General features: G+C 65.3%; 14 protein-coding genes. 5 read left to right on the top strand and 9 right to left on the bottom strand.

What is annotated here, in order from left to right; all coding sequences use genetic code 11:
* Positions 1–6: 6 nt before the first annotated feature.
* Positions 7–1569: a cytochrome ubiquinol oxidase subunit I gene (locus RIT73_RS00065; protein WP_309130008.1), complete on the bottom strand. Its 1563-nt coding sequence runs from the start codon at positions 1567–1569 to the stop codon at positions 7–9.
* A gap of 220 nt (positions 1570–1789) precedes the next feature.
* Here RIT73_RS00065 and RIT73_RS00060 point away from each other — a divergent pair, with 220 nt between their 5' ends.
* Positions 1790–2152 (top strand): BlaI/MecI/CopY family transcriptional regulator, encoded by a 363-nt coding sequence (locus tag RIT73_RS00060; RefSeq protein WP_309130007.1) that lies wholly within the window; start codon positions 1790–1792, stop codon positions 2150–2152.
* A gap of 12 nt (positions 2153–2164) precedes the next feature.
* A complete protein-coding gene (locus tag RIT73_RS00055; RefSeq protein WP_309130006.1) occupies positions 2165–3058 on the top strand; it encodes a M48 family metalloprotease in 894 nt (297 codons plus the stop codon).
* A 42-nt stretch (positions 3059–3100) separates the two neighbouring features.
* Here RIT73_RS00055 and RIT73_RS00050 read toward each other — a convergent pair whose 3' ends face one another.
* Positions 3101–5212: a DNA topoisomerase IV subunit B gene (locus tag RIT73_RS00050; protein ID WP_309130005.1), complete on the bottom strand. Its 2112-nt coding sequence runs from the start codon at positions 5210–5212 to the stop codon at positions 3101–3103.
* A 100-nt stretch (positions 5213–5312) separates the two neighbouring features.
* Here RIT73_RS00050 and RIT73_RS00045 point away from each other — a divergent pair, with 100 nt between their 5' ends.
* Complete coding sequence (locus tag RIT73_RS00045) at positions 5313–6113, top strand: N-acetylmuramoyl-L-alanine amidase (RefSeq protein WP_309130004.1); 801 nt, start codon at positions 5313–5315, stop codon at positions 6111–6113.
* 173 nt (positions 6114–6286) lie between these two features.
* Here RIT73_RS00045 and RIT73_RS00040 read toward each other — a convergent pair whose 3' ends face one another.
* Complete coding sequence (locus RIT73_RS00040; protein WP_309130003.1) at positions 6287–7765, bottom strand: RNA polymerase sigma factor; 1479 nt, start codon at positions 7763–7765, stop codon at positions 6287–6289.
* 162 nt (positions 7766–7927) lie between these two features.
* Positions 7928–9082 carry a DUF4192 family protein gene (locus RIT73_RS00035; RefSeq protein ID WP_309130002.1) on the bottom strand — a complete coding sequence of 385 codons (1155 nt, stop codon included), beginning with the start codon at positions 9080–9082 and terminating at the stop codon, positions 7928–7930.
* 275 nt (positions 9083–9357) lie between these two features.
* Between RIT73_RS00035 and RIT73_RS00030 the strand changes: the two genes are divergently transcribed.
* The gene (locus RIT73_RS00030; RefSeq protein WP_309130001.1) at positions 9358–10143 is read left to right on the top strand and encodes a fused MFS/spermidine synthase; all 786 of its coding nucleotides are present in this window, start codon (positions 9358–9360) and stop codon (positions 10141–10143) included.
* A gap of 176 nt (positions 10144–10319) precedes the next feature.
* A complete protein-coding gene (locus RIT73_RS00025) occupies positions 10320–12527 on the top strand; it encodes a UvrD-helicase domain-containing protein (protein ID WP_309130000.1) in 2208 nt (735 codons plus the stop codon).
* A 266-nt stretch (positions 12528–12793) separates the two neighbouring features.
* Here RIT73_RS00025 and nrdR read toward each other — a convergent pair whose 3' ends face one another.
* The 5 genes from nrdR to RIT73_RS00005 form a co-directional block, all read right to left on the bottom strand.
* Positions 12794–13291: a transcriptional regulator NrdR gene (nrdR, locus tag RIT73_RS00020; protein WP_309129999.1), complete on the bottom strand. Its 498-nt coding sequence runs from the start codon at positions 13289–13291 to the stop codon at positions 12794–12796.
* A 1-nt stretch (position 13292) separates the two neighbouring features.
* The gene (gene hisD, locus RIT73_RS00015; protein ID WP_309129998.1) at positions 13293–14603 is read right to left on the bottom strand and encodes a histidinol dehydrogenase; all 1311 of its coding nucleotides are present in this window, start codon (positions 14601–14603) and stop codon (positions 13293–13295) included.
* Between the two features lie 35 nt (positions 14604–14638).
* A complete protein-coding gene (locus tag RIT73_RS17185) occupies positions 14639–15208 on the bottom strand; it encodes an RES domain-containing protein (protein ID WP_375294952.1) in 570 nt (189 codons plus the stop codon).
* The gene (locus RIT73_RS00010) at positions 15208–15717 is read right to left on the bottom strand and encodes an antitoxin Xre/MbcA/ParS toxin-binding domain-containing protein (protein WP_309129997.1); all 510 of its coding nucleotides are present in this window, start codon (positions 15715–15717) and stop codon (positions 15208–15210) included. The genes RIT73_RS17185 and RIT73_RS00010 overlap by 1 nt, the downstream gene beginning before the upstream one ends.
* A gap of 262 nt (positions 15718–15979) precedes the next feature.
* The coding region (locus RIT73_RS00005; RefSeq protein ID WP_309129996.1) for a hypothetical protein at positions 15980–16170 on the bottom strand (191 nt) is incomplete at its 5' end.

Below are 16170 nucleotides of genomic sequence, written 5' to 3'. Positions count from 1 at the left end.
CTCTCCTCAGTACGCGAACGACAGGACGTCGTCGTCGCCGGTGATCTTCGGTGTGTGGTTGACGCGTGCCAGTTCGGGCATCGCCGAGGCGACTCCTCCCCTGACGTAGCCCGTGAGCAGGCGCAGTTCGACGATCATCAGGGCCCCGTAGACGGCGGTGAGGCTGATCAGGGAGAAGAGCAGCATCGCCGGGGTCACCTCAGGCGACAGCGCCGCTTGGGTGAACATGTACACTCCGTCGAGTTGGGCGGGGTTGGGGGCGACGACGAACGGCTGCCGCCCCATCTCCGTGAACACCCAGCCTGCGGAGTTCGCGATGAACGGGGTGGTGATCGACAGCAGCGCGCCGCGCATCAGCCACTTCGAATCCGGGACCGTTCCCCTGCGGGTCAGCCAGAGCCCGATTGCGCAGACCCCGGCCGCGATCATTCCGAAGCCGATCATGAAGCGGAATCCCCAGTAGGTGACGATCATGATGGGCTGGTAGTCGATCTTCTCGCCGGCGTGCTCACCGTAGCGGGGATCGTCGGGCAGGTGAGTTCCGTAACGCTCCTGGTATTCCGGGAGCAGGGTGGTCACACCGTGGACGGGAGTGGAGAAGTCTCCCTTGGCGAGGAACGACAGCAGTCCGGGGATCTCGAAGACGTTCTCCACGCCGTCGCAGTCGTTCGACGAGGGGTCGCCGACGGTGAGGACGGAGAAGCCAGTGCCATCGTGACACGCGCCCTCGGCCGAGGCCATTTTCATGGGCTGCTGTTCGAACATCAGCTTGGCCTGGACGTCACCGGTGATGGCGACTCCGGCGAAGGCGACGATCCCGACCACGGCACCGATCCGCAGGCTGCGGATCCAGACACGGTGATCGAGCTTGTCACGCCCGGGGAGATCGGGTGCGGAGCCGACGACGAGCTCACCGTCGGCAGCGATCGTGTCGATTCCGTCCTTGCGGCGGCGATAGAGGTGATACCAGGAGATGCCGAGGAGGAAGCTCGCACCGACGGCCACGGCGCCGAACAGGGTGTGGGTGTAGGCGGCGATGGCTGTGTTGTTCGACAGCACCGCCCAGACATCGGTCATCACCGGCCTGCCGTCGACCATCTCGACTCCGACCGGATGCTGCATCCAGGAGTTGGCGACGATGATGAAGTAGGCGGAGATCCAGGAGCCGATGACCGCGCACCAGAGACTGGCCAGGTGGACTCCGCGGGGCAGGCGTCCCCAGCCGAAGATCCACAGTCCGAGGAACGTCGACTCGAGGAAGAAGGCGAGCAGGGCCTCCATCGCCAGTGGTGCCCCGAAGACGTCGCCCACGAACCGGGAGTACTCGCTCCAGGCCATGCCGAACTGGAACTCCTGGACCAGGCCGGTGGCCACGCCCATGATGAAGTTGATGAGGAAGAGCTTGCCGAAGAACTTGGTGCTGCGCAGATAGACCTCGTCGCCGGTGCGGTGGTAGAGGGTCTGCAGGATCGCGACCAGCATCCCGAGTCCGAGGGTGAGTGGGACCATCCAGAAGTGGTAGACGGTGGTGATGCCGAACTGCCAGCGTCCGATGAGGACCGGATCCATGCCTGCTCCGTTCGCGGGGATCGAAGGTATCTGCGCCAATTTCTACTTCACGTAGAATTCTACGCACGGTAGAACTTCTTTGGCCACAGTCCCGTCATCCAAGATCGATCATCCCATTTGCGGAGCGTCGACGTCATCATCTGCGCTTCTCATGGAATTCGACAACTCGTAGAGTTAGACTGGTGGCAGCAGGGAAACATTCTCGAAGGACAAGGACACCGTGGGAACACTGGGCGAACTCGAACGCAGCGTGATGGACGCCATCTGGGTGCATGACGAAGGCTTGAGCGCAGCAGAACTGCGCGATGTCCTGGCGGAACGGGACTTGGCGCTGACCACCGTGCACACGGTGCTCACCCGGTTGGAGAAGAAGGGCTTCGTCACTCGCGACCGGAGCATTCGCCCCCACCGCTACCTCGCCGTCTCCACGCGCGAGGACCATGTGGCGGAATTGATGAGCGAAGTCCTGTCGCAGGCCCCTGACCGCCAGGCGGTCCTGGCCCGGTTCCTCGGCACCGTCACCGAAGCCGACACGAAGACCCTGCGCAATCTGCTGGGGCGCAATCACTCGACCAGCTCCTGACCCGGGCCGCCCATGGTCCTCGTCGGATCACTGCTCGCGGTCCTCGCATTCCTCCTCGCCTGGCCGATCCCGGCCGCTCTCTCGCGGTTCAGCGGTGACCCGATCTCCGAAGTGGTCCTGTGGCAGGCCGTGGGACTCTCCGGTGGCCTCTCACTCATCGGCACTGCCCTGGCATTCGCGGTCGATCCCGCCTCGCGGAACCTGCCCGAGGGCATCTGGGATCTGATCCGCGGCCAGGCCCATACTCAGCTGACCGTCGTCGCGTGGGTCTTCCTCGTCATCGCCGTGCTCCTGATCGGCCGCCTCCTGGGCTGCCTCGCCGTGACCTTCTTCTCCGCCCGTCGCACCCGACTGCGGCACGCCGAGATCCTGCACCTGCTCAGCGAACCCTCGGCCACGCACCCCGACACCCGCATCATCACGACGGATGAGGCGGTGGCCTACTGCCTTCCGCAGGGGCCGAGGAAGGGAACGGCAGTCCTGTCCACGGGCCTGCTCGAAGTGCTGCCAGAAGAGGAGCGCACGGCCGTCATCGCCCACGAACGGGCGCACCTGGATTTCCGGCATGATCTGCTCGTCATCCCGTTCGCCGCCTGGCACCGTGCCCTGCCGTTCTTCTCCGCCACGGCCATCGGTCTCAACTCCGTCAACCGGCTGGTCGAGCTGATGGCCGACGACCATGCCCGCGACAAGGTCGACCCCCGGGTCCTGGCCCGCGCGGTCGAGGCAGCCGCGAGGATCAGCTCGGACGATCGCGATTCTCTCTCGCGGCGCCGGATCGAACGGCTCTCGCAGCCTCTTCACCCGGCTCGGATCCCCGTCCGGGTGACCGCGATCCTCTCCGCCGCGGGCCTGCTGCTCATCCCGACTCTGCTGGTGTTCCTGCCCATCACCCCGGGCAGCTGACCCGGCTGAGCGCAGCCCCGAAGAGCGCAGCCCTGCTCGGGTTCAGCTGTCGATGCGCTCGGCGTCGAGCACCGCGGCACCCGAGACGATAAATTCCTTGCGTGGTCCCACCGATGTCCCCATGAGAAGTTCGAAGGTGTTCTCCGCCGCCTCGGCGTCAGCCATCGTCACCCGGCGCAGCGTGCGCATGGTCGGATCCATCGTCGTCTCCGCCAACTGATCGGCGTCCATCTCCCCCAGCCCCTTGTAGCGCTGGATGGGCTCCTTGTAGGTCTTCTTCGACTTCTCGAGCTTCTTCAGCAGGGCGTGCAGCTCCGCCTCGGTGTAGGTGTAGACGATGTCGTTGGGAGTTCCCCTCTTCGTCACCACCTCCACCCGATGCAGGGGCGGAACCGCGGCGAAGACGCGTCCCTGCTCGACGAGCGGCTTCATGTAGCGGAAGAACAGCGTCAGCAGCAGAGTGCGGATGTGCGCCCCGTCGACGTCGGCGTCGGTCATGATGATGACCCGGCCGTAGCGGGCGGCATCGAGGTCGAAGCTGCGGCCGGAGCCCGCTCCGATGACCTGGATCAGCGCGGCGCACTCGGCGTTGGCGAGCATGTCCGACAGCGAGGCCTTCTGGACGTTGAGGATCTTGCCGCGGATCGGGAACAGGGCCTGGTGGTCCGAATTGCGGGCCGCCTTGGCGGTGCCCATCGCGGAGTCGCCCTCGACGATGAACAGTTCGGTGTTCTCCACGCCGTTGTCCCTGCAGTCGTAGAGCTTCGCCGGCAGCGAGGAGGCCTCCAGCGCCGTCTTGCGTCGCTGGTTCTCCTTGTGGGTGCGGGCCGAGATCCGCGACTTCATCTCGGACACGACCTTCTCGAGAAGGACTGCCGACTGCTGCTTCTCCGCCCGCTTGGACGAGGACAGGATGTCGCCGAGCTGCTTCTCGACGGCCTTCGCGACAATCTGCCTGACCGCGGCGGTGCCGAGGACCTCTTTGGTCTGTCCCTCGAATTGGGGTTCCGACAGCTGAACGGTGACGACCGCGGTCAGACCCGCCAGGACGTCGTCCTTCTCCAGCTTGTCCTTGCCCAGCTTGAGCTTCCGGGCATTGGCTTCGGCGGCCTTGCGCATGGCCTTGAGAGTGGCCTGCTCGAATCCCGCCAGATGAGTGCCGCCATGAGGGGTGGCGATGACGTTGACGAAGCTCTTGATCTTCGTGTCGTAACCGGTCCCCCACCGCAGCGCGATGTCGACGCCGACTTCGCGTTCGACCTCTTTGGACACGAGGTGTCCGGCGGAGTCGAGCACCGGGACGGTCTCCTTGAAATGACCGGTGCTCTGCAGCCGCCAGGTGTCGGTGATGGGTGGGTCGATCGAGAGATGGTCGACGAACTCGGTGATGCCGCCGTCGAAGCGGAAGATCTCGACACGTTCGTCGATGACCGCCCCGGTCTCGTCCCTGGCCACACCTCGGCGGTCCTCGATCCGGATCTCCAGGCCGGGCACGAGAAAGGCCGTCTGCCGGGCCCGTTCGACTAGGTGGGGGTAGTCGAATTGGGCGTTGGAGAGGAAGATCTGCGGATCGGCCCAGTACCGGGTCCGGGTGCCGGTGACCCCGCGCTTCGCCTTCCCGACGATGTCGAGGCCGGTCGCCTCCTGGAACTCCTCGAACGGATTGTCCGGGCCGGGCTGTCCCGACGAATCGTCGAAGCGGCCGGGCACACCTCGGCGGAAGGACATCTTGTGGATCTTCGATCCGCGGGTGACCTCGACGTCGAGGCGGGCGGAGAGGGCGTTGACGACGGACGCGCCGACTCCGTGCAGTCCGCCCGAGGCCGCGTAGGAGCTGCCGCCGAACTTGCCGCCGGCATGGAGCTTGGTCATCACGACCTCGACTCCGGTCAGGCCGGTCTTGGGCTCGATGTCGACGGGGATGCCGCGACCGTTGTCGGTGACCGCGACCGAACCATCGGGTTCGAGTTCGATGAGGATCCTGCTGCCGTGCCCGCCCATTGCTTCGTCGACGGAGTTGTCGATGATCTCCCACAGGCAGTGCATCAGCCCCCGGGAGTCGGTGGTCCCGATGTACATTCCGGGACGTTTCCGCACTGCTTCGAGTCCTGACAGTACGGACAGGTGCCTGGCACCGTAGCTTTCCTCTTCCACGCGAATCCTCTCGTTCGATTGAATTCTAATCCTCGGCGCTGACACGACGGGCCCACTGGCATGCCGTGTCGGGACATGCTTCGAATGGGACAATGGAACCATGTCTGTGCTCAAGCGGCCCATCGCGGTGATCCTGTGCTCCATTCTCGCACTGGCCGCGCTCGGCGCCTGCGGCAGGCCCGCCCCCACGCCTCCCGGCCCGACGCCGGTCCTGCCCGAGGGCATGAGGACCACTCCCTCCCCGACGTCGACGGTGCCAGACCTCACCGGACGCACCATCGCCATCGACCCCGGTCACAACGGCGGCAACGCCTCGCACCCCGAGGAGATCTCTCGCCCGGTCCCGGACGGCCGAGGAGGTGAGAAGGCGTGCAACACAACGGGCACGGCAACCGACTCCGGCTTCTCCGAGGCCGAGTTCAACTGGGAGGTCGGTCGGATCCTCGCCGATGAGCTGCGGGCGGCCGGTGCCGAGGTGATCATGAGCCGAGAGGACAACGACGGTGTCGGCCCCTGTGTGGATGAGCGCGGCTCATTCGCCGATGACGCCGACGTGATGGTCAGCATCCACGCCAATGGAAGCGAGTCGACGAAGACCAACGGCTTCCATGTCATCGTCGCCGAGCCGGCGATGAGCAAGGAGCTGGAAGAGCCCTCGAACCGCCTCGCCACCTCGATGAGTGAGGCCATGAGCGCAACTTTCACGCCCAACACCGCCTACGGAGACGAGGGCATCAGCCGCCGCGACGATCTCGCCGGGCTCAACAACTCCTCGGTGCCTGCCGTCATCGTCGAGTGCGGAGAGATGCGCAACCCCGCTGAGGCGAAGACGATGGAATCGCCCGAAGGACAGCGCGAGTACGCGATGGCGCTGCTGCGCGGGATCGTCGACTGGTACTGATCGTCGTCGCGCACGATCGTCGGCGACCGACTCGGCGACCGGACCTGACGGTCATCGTCGACCGGACCTGACGGCTCGTCATCGACCGGACCGCCGGCCGGTGCTGACGGTCGTGAATGCAGAACTCGCCCGACCGCACACTGCGGACCGGGCGAGCACCTTCGGCAACGACCTCAGTCGAGGTAGTCGCGGAGCACCTGTGAGCGCGAGGGATGACGCAGCTTGGCCATCGTCTTCGACTCGATCTGGCGGATCCGCTCACGGGTCACGCCGTAGACCTTGCCGATCTCGTCCAGTGTCTTGGGCTGTCCATCGTTGAGTCCGAAGCGCATGGAGACAACGCCGGCTTCCCTCTCGGACAGCGTGTCGAGCACCGAGTGGAGCTGCTCCTGCAGCAGGGTGAAGCTGACGGAGTCCGAGGGCACGACCGCTTCGGAGTCCTCGATCAGGTCGCCGAACTCCGAGTCGCCATCCTCGCCCAGGGGTGTGTGCAGAGAGATCGGCTCACGTCCGTACTTCTGGACCTCGACGACGCGCTCCGGCGTCATGTCGAGCTCCTTGGCGAGCTCCTCCGGGCTCGGCTCCCGACCGAGGTCCTGCAGCATCTGCCGCTGGACGCGGGCGAGCTTGTTGATGACCTCGACCATGTGCACCGGGATGCGGATCGTGCGGGCCTGGTCGGCCATGGCACGGGTGATGGCCTGACGGATCCACCACGTGGCATAGGTCGAGAATTTGAAGCCCTTGGTGTAGTCGAACTTCTCGACGGCGCGAATGAGGCCGAGGTTGCCTTCCTGGATAAGGTCGAGAAAGAGCATTCCACGGCCCGTGTAGCGCTTCGCCAGGGACACCACGAGGCGGAGATTCGCCTCGAGGAGGTGGTTCTTGGCGATGCGTCCGTCGTGGACGATCCACTTGTAGTCCATCTTCAGCCGTGGGTCGGTGACTTCGCCCTCGGCCAGAAGGTGCTCGGCGTACATGCCGGCTTCGATCCGCTTCGCCAGATCGACCTCTTCGGCCGCGTTGAGCAGTGCGACCTTGCCGATCTGCTTGAGGTAGTCCTTGACCGGGTCTGCCGTGGCGCCGGCGGAGACGACCTGCTGGGCGGGAGCGTCCTCCTCATCGGCGTCGGAGACGATGAAGCCACCCGCCTCGGTGACAGCGGCGTTCTTCTGCTGCTCCTCGGAGTTCTTGGTCTCGGTCTCCTCGCCGGGGACCAGTTCGGTCGCCAGCGCATCCGGCGTGGGCTCGACCTCCTCGAGCGTATCGGTCGCCGGCACGTCCTTGTCCGCGGCGTCACCGGCGGTCTTCGAGTCGGTCTTCTTCCCGGCCGCTTTGGTGGTCTTGGCGGCGGGCTTCGCAGCAGCCGGCTTCGCAGCGGTGGATTTCGCGGCGGCCTTGGCACCCGTGGTCTTGGCAGCGGCCTTGGCGGCTGGAGCAGATGTCTTCGTGGCGGTCGTCTTCCTCGTAGCGGTGGTCGTCTTCTTGGCAGCCGTGGTTCCGGCCTCGGCAGCGGTGGCTGAAGCCGACGTCTTCGTCGTCTTCTTGGCTCCGGTCGACGCTGCTTTGGTCTTGGATCCACCGGTGGAGGACGAAGCCGTCCCCTCCGACTTCTCGGTCACCGTCGTGGATTCCTTATCGACTCTCGGCACGTGTTCACCTTTCGCGAGCGTTGACACTTCTCAATGGCGCCAGGACATTGCTAAGACCCATGTCAAGGGGTCTGAGATCCAGGCCCGAGGAAGAACGCACAGTTCTCCCATGATGCAATGACAGGGTCAACGCTCAATTTTCGCACGTTATTCCCGGCGAGGCTAATCCATGCGCCCGCCTCCCAGGCGACCCGCGCGCAGCCATTGCGGGAGGTAGCCGGCCTCCACCGCGCGCAGGACCAGACCCGCCATCACGTGGTCGTCGTCGATGGTCAGCGCGGCCAGAGCATACTGCTCTGCCATCGTCGATCCCCCACTCGCCCACTCGAACCAGGCGATGACCGCGTAGGCATTGGCCCGCACCAGCGGATGCCCCCACGGGAGGTAGCGCTCGAGGAACTCGGTGGCCAGCCGCAGGTCCCGCGGGCTGGGCCGACGGTCCGAGAGCCCCACGATCTCCAGGGCCGACGCCGGCGAGGATCCATGCTTCCGCGCCCGCACGACGAGATCGCCGGGCCGGCACCTGAGGACTTCGGCAGGAGCGAAGTCGGGATGGTTGAAGCTGAGGATCATCTCGAGTGCGTCCCGGGACCACTTGCGGCTGAGTATGCTGTCGATCGCCAGGACCATCGACGGGGACATGATCTCGTCGAGGACCGCACGGTCGATGTCGTCATCCGAGCGGCGCAGCGCGTCCAGCCGGGGATAGGCCTCCCTGAGGACGTCGAAGCTCGCGTCCGGGTCGAGCCAGTCGTCGGCGTCGGCTCCCCGGAACTCCGTCCAGGCCTCCGGTGACACGGGCCGGACCACGAGGTCTGTCGGCCCGGATACCGGATTCGAGCCGCCGGCGATGAGCTCGGTCGCACAGGGTGAGGAGGCCGCCGCCTCGAGCGGGGCCCCTGCATCGGTGGGATCGTCGATCCGCCCGAATCTGTTCTCGCTGACCCACCACGCGCCGAGGGTGTCGACCCTGTGCCCCTCGAGCGCGAGGGCGATCTCGTCGATTGCCGCGCGAATCAGCCCCCGGTGGATTTCGAGGTCGTCGTCGCCGAGATACTCCTCGTCGTAGAGCACGAGGAACACACCCGTGGGCGTGCAGGCGTCGGTGATGAGGCCGCTGATCCGCTGTCCTGATTCCCTGACGATGTGAGCGGCGGTCTCGAGGTCGAAGTCGATGCGCAGCGTCGTCTCGCACCGCGACACTCCTTCTGAGTCAGTGGCGATGATGATCGCGACGAGGCTGCGCTCAGGAGTGTAGCCCAAGGCGTGAGGGACGATGCCGACGAGGTCTTCTGAGGTTCTCGCTGTTGTGTGCATGGCGTCAGTCCAGTCCCGAGCGGGCCGGCTTGACCAGAGGCGGAATTCCGCCTGTGGATGCCGATCGACCATCCACAGTCCGTACGAGCACGAGTGCGCACCGTTGTCCACATCCCCGAGTCCGCACCAAGGCGACGACCGTCCTGCCCCGGAGCTGCGACCGTCCTGCCCTGGGGCGGCGACCGTCGTGCCCCGAGGCGACGACCGAACCGCCCGGATGGCCCCCAACGCGCGGCCGAATTGCCCCCGGGACACAACTGGCATACAAGTGAGGGGTGGCGAAACGACGGATATTCACAGCTCCCAGCTCCCAAGTGGTCGACATCTCGACCGGCACCGCCCATCTTGAGAAGATCGACGGTGAGGCCGACAGCTATGTCCTCCACGTCAATGGCGTGCCGTCGTCGTCGATCACGCTCAGCGATCCGCAGCGCCTCGACTTCGAGTACCTCGACTGGATGTCGAGGATCATCGACGGCCATTTCGAGCCGGGTCCACTGCGGGCCGTGCACATCGGCGCCGCGGGTTGCGCATTGGCCCGGTTCGTCCACGCGACCAGACCGGGTTCCCGGCAGACCGCCATCGACATCGATGCCCTCCTCCTCGACTATTCGCGGGCCTGGTTCGATCTGCCGCGGTCGCCCGCGCTGGCGCTGCGGGCCGGGGACGGGGCCGTCGAGGTCGAGAAGTTCCGCGACGGGAGCCTCGACCTGCTCATCCGCGATGCGTTCGACCACGACGCCGTGCCGGGATCTCTGACCACACAGCAGTTCTTCGTTTCCTGCGCGCGAACGCTGAAGACCTCAGGTCTCTACCTGGCCAATGTCCCCGATTCGGGTGACCACAGTGGGCTGCGAAGCGAGATCACGCTCCTCCAGGAGGAGTTCAGGCATGTGGCTGCGGCTTCCGAACCCGCGATCATCAAGGGACGCCGTCGCGGCAACGTCGTCGTCATCGCCTCCCACTCCCCCATCTCCGACGTCGACCAGGTCCTGCGCACGGCGCCGACGATGGCGTCGTTCCTCGATTCGACCGCCCTGCGGTCCCGGCTCGGAATCTGACCGATCCCCTGACCCACCCACCGCGCGAACAAGTGGACCCACCGCGCGAACAGCTGATTCTGAGGCCCTGACCTCGATCGTCACACTGTGACCAAACACAACAGACGAAATGTTTCCCTCCGACTACTGCCGGTGCCGAATCTTCGGCATAATTGAATGCCGATTGGGAAGGTGAGATGACCGAAACTTCAGAACTGCGGGTTGAGCAGAACAAGCTCGACGAACTCTATGCACGGCTCGACGAACTGCGGGAGGAGACGACGGCCCGACTGGGTACGGTCCGGATCTCCGAAGTGGGAGGCAATCACCAGCACCGGAGCGAACGCGATGCCTTCGCGACTCTCTATGAGGATCAGCTGATCCGCCTCAACAGCGCCGAGGACGGTCTGTGCTTCGGCCGCCTCGACATCAAGGGCGAGGACGAACCGAGCTACATCGGACGGATCGGCCTCACCGACGCCGACCGGCAGCAGATCCTCATCGACTGGCGGGCGCCGGCCTCGGAGCCGTTCTACCAGTCGACTGCCGCGAATCCCGCCGGGGTGACCCGACGCCGCCATCTGGTGACGAACAACCGGAAGGTCACCGACATCGAGGACGACGTCCTCGACATCGACGCCCTCGACGAGGGTGAGCGGTCCAACCTGCAGGGTGAGGGCGCTCTCATTGCCGCCCTGACCAGCCATCGCACCGGCCGGATGGGAGACATCGTCGCCACGATCCAGGCCGAGCAGGACGCCATCATCCGCCAGCCGCTCCAGGGCGTGCTGGTGGTCCAGGGCGGGCCGGGCACGGGAAAGACCGCCGTGGCCCTGCACCGGGCGGCGTACCTCCTCTACCGGCACCGGGAGCGCATCGCGAAGTCGGGTGTGCTCCTCGTGGGACCGTCACCGGTGTTCCTCAAGTACATCGAGAAGGTGCTGCCCAGCCTCGGCGAGACCGGAGCGCTGCTGCTCACCCCGGGTCAGCTCTACCCGGGCCTCGACACGGACCTGGCCGATCGCCCGGATATCGCGGAGATCAAGGGCCGGTCCGTCATGGCGAAAGTGGTCGCCAACCACATCGCCAACTACGAGAGGGTCCCGGCCGAGGACGAACCGCTGCGGGTCGGCTCGCACACGGTGTGGCTGCGGCGCCGCGACGTGCGCAGCGCCCGGGAACGGGCACGCCGCAGCGGGGACGCCCACAATGCGGCCCGGAACGGGTTCGTCACCGGTCTGCTCAAGGTCCTCGCCGAGGATCTGGCCCGGGAGATGGGGCTCGACGGCGCCGGTGAGCGCCTGCCTGAACTGATGGAGGAGCTGCGCTCGAGCGTCGACGTCCGTCGCGCGCTCAACCTCGCCTGGTTCCCCATCAGCCCCGCGGGGGCCCTGCGCGCCCTGCTGTCCAAGCCGCACAAGCTGCAGGCGGCGGCGGGGAAGCTGCTCACCTCGGCGGAGCAGGAGCTGATCCTGCGGGATGCGGACGCCGCCTTCACCATCGAGGACGTGCCGCTGCTCGACGAACTCGCCGAGCTCCTCGGCACCTCACCGCAACAGACCGCGGCCCGGGACGAATCCGCCCGGGAATACGCCGAGGCGGTCGTCGAGATGACGGACACCGCCGCCATGATCGACGCCGAGTCCCTGGCGAAGCGGTGGGAGGAAGCGGGCCCGGCGATGACGCTGACCGAGCGGGCGATCGAGGATCGTGAGTGGACCTACGGCCACCTCGTCGTCGACGAGGCGCAGGAGCTGAGCCCGATGCAGTGGCGAGTGCTGTTCCGTCGCGTGCCGTCGAAGTCGGCGACCCTCGTCGGCGACCTCGCGCAGGCCTCTCAGGTCGATGGCGATCGCACCTGGGATTCGATCCTCTCGGAGTTCATCGGCGATCGGTACTCCCTCCTCGTGCTCACCGTGTCCTATCGCACCCCGCAATCGGTGATGGATCTGGCCAACCGGTACCTGCACCGTCACTTCCCGCACCTCGAGCTCGTCGAGTCCGTGAGGCAGGGCGGCCCGGACCCGCGCCTGGAGGGCTTCTCCTCGACCTCGGAGGTGGTGAGTGCTGTGCGCTCGAGCGTGGAGTCCGAGGTCGCGGCCGTCGACGGTGGGAAGATCGCCGTGATCGCACCGTCCGAACTCGTGACGTCCGTCGCCGAGGCGCTGGCGGACTTCGACATCGGACGTTCCGCCTTCGGCCTCGACCATCAGATCGCAGTGATCACACCGAGTGAGGCGAAGGGTCTCGAGTTCGACTCCGTCGTCATCGTCGAACCGGGAGTGATCGCGCCGACGGGCAGCGAGGACGGGATCGGTTCCCTCTATGTCGCGCTGACCCGGACAACGGGCAGGATGACGATCCTGGCCTCGACCCCGACCGAGCTGACGGAGCTGATGGACTGAGGGACTTCGTGGGCTGACCGCGCGGATCTGATTGAAAACGCGCACGACCCCGACTTCTGATCGATATCCGTGGGAGATTCGACCAGAAGTCGGGGTCGTGCGCAGTTTCAACCAGTCTCAGGCCTATTTTCGGGCAATTTAAAGGCCGCTTGACGATCCGGCTTCCCCTCCGAACCGCAAGCGGCCGCGTGCTGAGCACGCACTAGTCATATTACACATGAATCGGTCCGCAGCACCACTTCAATCACAGTGTTCGAGACGATTTCTCAGGATTGGAAATCCTCCGGGGACACCTCACGGGCCTCACCGGACTTCAGCGCCGCATCCGCCCGCAGGGAGTCGATGGCCGCTTCGAAGTCCTCAAGGGAGTCGAAGCCCTGATAGACGCTGGCGAACCGGAGGTAGGCGACCTGATCGAGCTCGCGGAGGGGCTCGAGGATGCTCAGTCCGACCTCGTCGGCGTCGATCTCGGCGATGCCCTTGGACCTGATGTCCTCCTCGACCTTCTGGGCCAGCTTCGCCAGGTCGTCGTCGTTGACCGGCCGGCCCTGGCAGGCCTTGCGCACGCCTGACATGATCTTCTGCCGGGAGAACTCCTCGGTCACCCCGGAGCGTTTGATCACCGACAGACTGGTCGCCTCCATCGTGGTGAAGCGTCGACCGCAGTGGCGGCACTGACGCCTGCGGCGGATGGCCGCGCCATCCTCACTGGTCCTCGAATCGACGACCCGCGAATCGGACTCACGGCAGAACGGACAGCGCATCTTACTCCTCGAACCGAATGTTCACGGCGCTGCCGTGGGCGGGCAGCTGCTCACTGGCCGACAGCACGGCAATGTGGTCGGCGACCTCTTTCAGCGCTCGCTCGTCATAGTCGATGACCTGGCTGACCTTCATGAACGAGTGGACGCCGAGCCCTGAACTGTGGGCCGCGGTGCCCATCGTCGGCAGGACATGGTTGGAGCCAGCGCAGTAGTCACCCAGGGACACGGGTGAGTGGTCGCCGACGAAGACCGCTCCCCCGTTGGTGATGCGGCCCGCGACGGCTGCCGCGTCGGCGGTGTGGATCTCCACGTGTTCGCCGGCATAGGCGTTGACGACCTGGATGCCGGCCTCGAGATCGTCGACGAGGACGATGGCCGACTGCGTGCCGCCCAGCGCTGCAGTGATCCTCTCGGTGTGGGCGGCGGCCGGCACCTGGAGCTCGAGCTCGGCGGCGACCGCCTCGGCGAGTTCGGTGGAATCGGTGACGAGCACCGAGGCGGCGAGTTCATCGTGCTCGGCCTGGCTGATGAGATCGGCCGCGACGTAGGCGGGGGTGGCGCCGGCGTCGGCGAGGATGATGATCTCGGTGGGTCCGGCCACCGCGTCGATGCCGACGTGGGAGCGGACGAGGGACTTCGCGGCGGCAACGTAGGCGTTGCCCGGGCCGGTGATGAGATCGACGGGTTCACACTCCTCGGCGTCGTCGAAGCCGTAGGCCAGTGCTCCGATCGCCTGTGCCCCGCCCATCGCCCATACCTCGTCGACGCCGAGGAGTCGGGCGGTCGCCAGCACCACGGGGTGCGGCAGACCGCTGCTCTGCGGCGGGCTCGCGATCGCCAGCGACTGAGCGCCGGCTGCCAGGGCGGGAACGACGTTCATCACCACGGTCGAGGGGTACACGGCCAGTCCGCCGGGGACGTAGAGGCCGACCCGCTCGATCGGCAGGTACCGCGTCGTGACCCGTGCGCCTGTGGAGAGTTCGGTCGTGACATCGGCGGGGCGCTGGTCGGCGGCGACCGCCTCGGCGCGGGAGATCGACTCGAGCAGCGCTGACCTGACGTGGGGGTCGAGTTCCGACTCCGCGTGGTCGAGGGCGGAGGCGGGCACGCGCAGCGTCTCCAGCTCGACGCGATCGAACTGCGCGGTGAACCGTTTCACCGCGTCGCTGCCGCCGGTCCTGATCTCGGCGAGGAGGTCGGCGACCCGGCGCTCGACGTCGGCGTGCGTCTCAGCGGCCCGAGGCAGGCGCTGTTTGAGGAATCTCTTGCTCAGGTTCTCACCGCGGAAGTCCAGAATGTTCACCCGAGACATTCTAGTCGCTCGGCTCCTCAATCTGGCCCGGAAGGCTACAGCGGACGCCGAAGCACACTGGCCGCTTCGATGACCGCCGGCGTGCTCAGATTCAATGGAATCACTTCTCGGAGAGTAGCAGGTGATGGTTCCAGGGGATCAACCCACATCATCAGGTTCGTCCACTGAGGAAAGTGAAAAGACCACCATTCAAGTCCTGACCACCGAGGTAGACCATCGCTCCCGGTTTCTGCCCACAGTGAAGACGCTCGCTTCTGGGTGAACGCTTTGTTGCGTATGACAACTTCGCTCGGACGCATATTAATGGTCACGAGATTCCGAGCATCATCGAAGTTGAAGGTCGAGAGCTCATCCGGAACTGAACATACGGCAAGCGCTCTTCGCAGGCCCGGCGTACGTGTATCGAACATTGCTGGGGTCCACCGTGCCAAGTTACCAAACACCTCACCGACAGCACCTTCGGCGGACTTGGCGAAATACCACGAATCATAGAGATCCGGATTATCCCACCTGCCATGAGCCTGCGGACGATGCAAGTAATAGGGATGACCACTCGTCCCCTCAGCTGCCGATCGATCGTAAAAGAAGACTCGGTAGACAAGCATCAGGCAAAGGAGCCTGTGGACTCTTGGTCCAACGCTTCGATCACTGGGGCGGCGCCTTCCGTTTCAAGCACATCTATCGGGCGTGATCCCCCGAGGAACGAGTTATTACCGTATAACCACGAACTGACAGTCTCGTCGTCAGCCCACAACAACCTGGCCCGCGTGATTACGTACTCTAGATCGACTACTTTGCGAGATTCTTCCGATGTAGGTTCGGCACCAGATTCAAGCCAGGAGAGAGCATCGGAGACCTTCATACCCGGAGTTGCGGCTGCTGCCGCCTTCTCCCCCAGAAGGTCATTTACAGCATATGCCCTAACCTTGATGCCATCCTGACTCGAGTCCGACCGGGAATCGCTGACACGACGAAGTATCCTGCCCGAAGCCGCCAAGCGCTTTACGGTGAATCTTCCCGAATCTTTGGCCCTGGTGACCTCAACGGCTCTGTGTGCTTCACCGTTGACAATTCTCGGCTCCGGAATCTTACGAGACTTCGCTTTTCTGGCCATGAACTAATTTTAGTTCATGGGGATTCAACGACCAATAGACCGACGAGACTCGTTGAACCCCTCGGATCAGCAAGGACCTTGCCTCACACAAAATTCCTCGCGAACGCTTCCCCGCCCACGCGGCCGCGAGGACGATGGCAACCAGTCCATGGTCGACAAGGACGTTTCCATGAGCACTCGAAACGAGATCATGAACAAATACGCCACCGCCTACCGCGGGAGCCGAGCACCTCAGGCGCTCCACCTCAGGCGCCGCTCCACCTCAGGCGCTGAGGCAGCGGGAGCCGAGCAGCGCCTTGAGGTCTCCGTAGAGGCTGGGGTTGGGATCGACCCGGATCGACCGATCGAGACGCATCACCGTCTTCCGGCCGGGCTGGGTGAGGACGAGGTGGACGTCCGTGTGCCCCTTGTTGGCCTCGAGGATCCGGCGCAGCTTCACGGCCATCTCCTCGG

This window comes from Brevibacterium sp. (assembly GCF_031179145.1).
Classification (GTDB): domain Bacteria; phylum Actinomycetota; class Actinomycetes; order Actinomycetales; family Brevibacteriaceae; genus Brevibacterium.
Note: the sequence above shows the minus strand (reverse complement) of the source record. Positions and strands in the feature narration are given on the sequence as shown.

Bases quoted from the DNA above. Each gene is read 5' to 3' on its own strand.
- RIT73_RS00065 (WP_309130008.1), bottom strand. From the start codon at position 1,569: ATGGATCCGGTCCTCATCGGACGCTGGCAGTTCGGCATCACCACCGTC.
- RIT73_RS00055 (WP_309130006.1), top strand. From the start codon at position 2,165: ATGGTCCTCGTCGGATCACTGCTCGCGGTCCTCGCATTCCTCCTCGCC.
- RIT73_RS00045 (WP_309130004.1), top strand. From the start codon at position 5,313: ATGTCTGTGCTCAAGCGGCCCATCGCGGTGATCCTGTGCTCCATTCTC.
- RIT73_RS00035 (WP_309130002.1), bottom strand. From the start codon at position 9,082: ATGCACACAACAGCGAGAACCTCAGAAGACCTCGTCGGCATCGTCCCT.
- RIT73_RS00025 (WP_309130000.1), top strand. From the start codon at position 10,320: ATGACCGAAACTTCAGAACTGCGGGTTGAGCAGAACAAGCTCGACGAA.
- nrdR (WP_309129999.1), bottom strand. From the start codon at position 13,291: ATGCGCTGTCCGTTCTGCCGTGAGTCCGATTCGCGGGTCGTCGATTCG.
- hisD (WP_309129998.1), bottom strand. From the start codon at position 14,603: ATGTCTCGGGTGAACATTCTGGACTTCCGCGGTGAGAACCTGAGCAAG.
- RIT73_RS17185 (WP_375294952.1), bottom strand. From the start codon at position 15,208: ATGCTTGTCTACCGAGTCTTCTTTTACGATCGATCGGCAGCTGAGGGG.
- RIT73_RS00010 (WP_309129997.1), bottom strand. From the start codon at position 15,717: ATGGCCAGAAAAGCGAAGTCTCGTAAGATTCCGGAGCCGAGAATTGTC.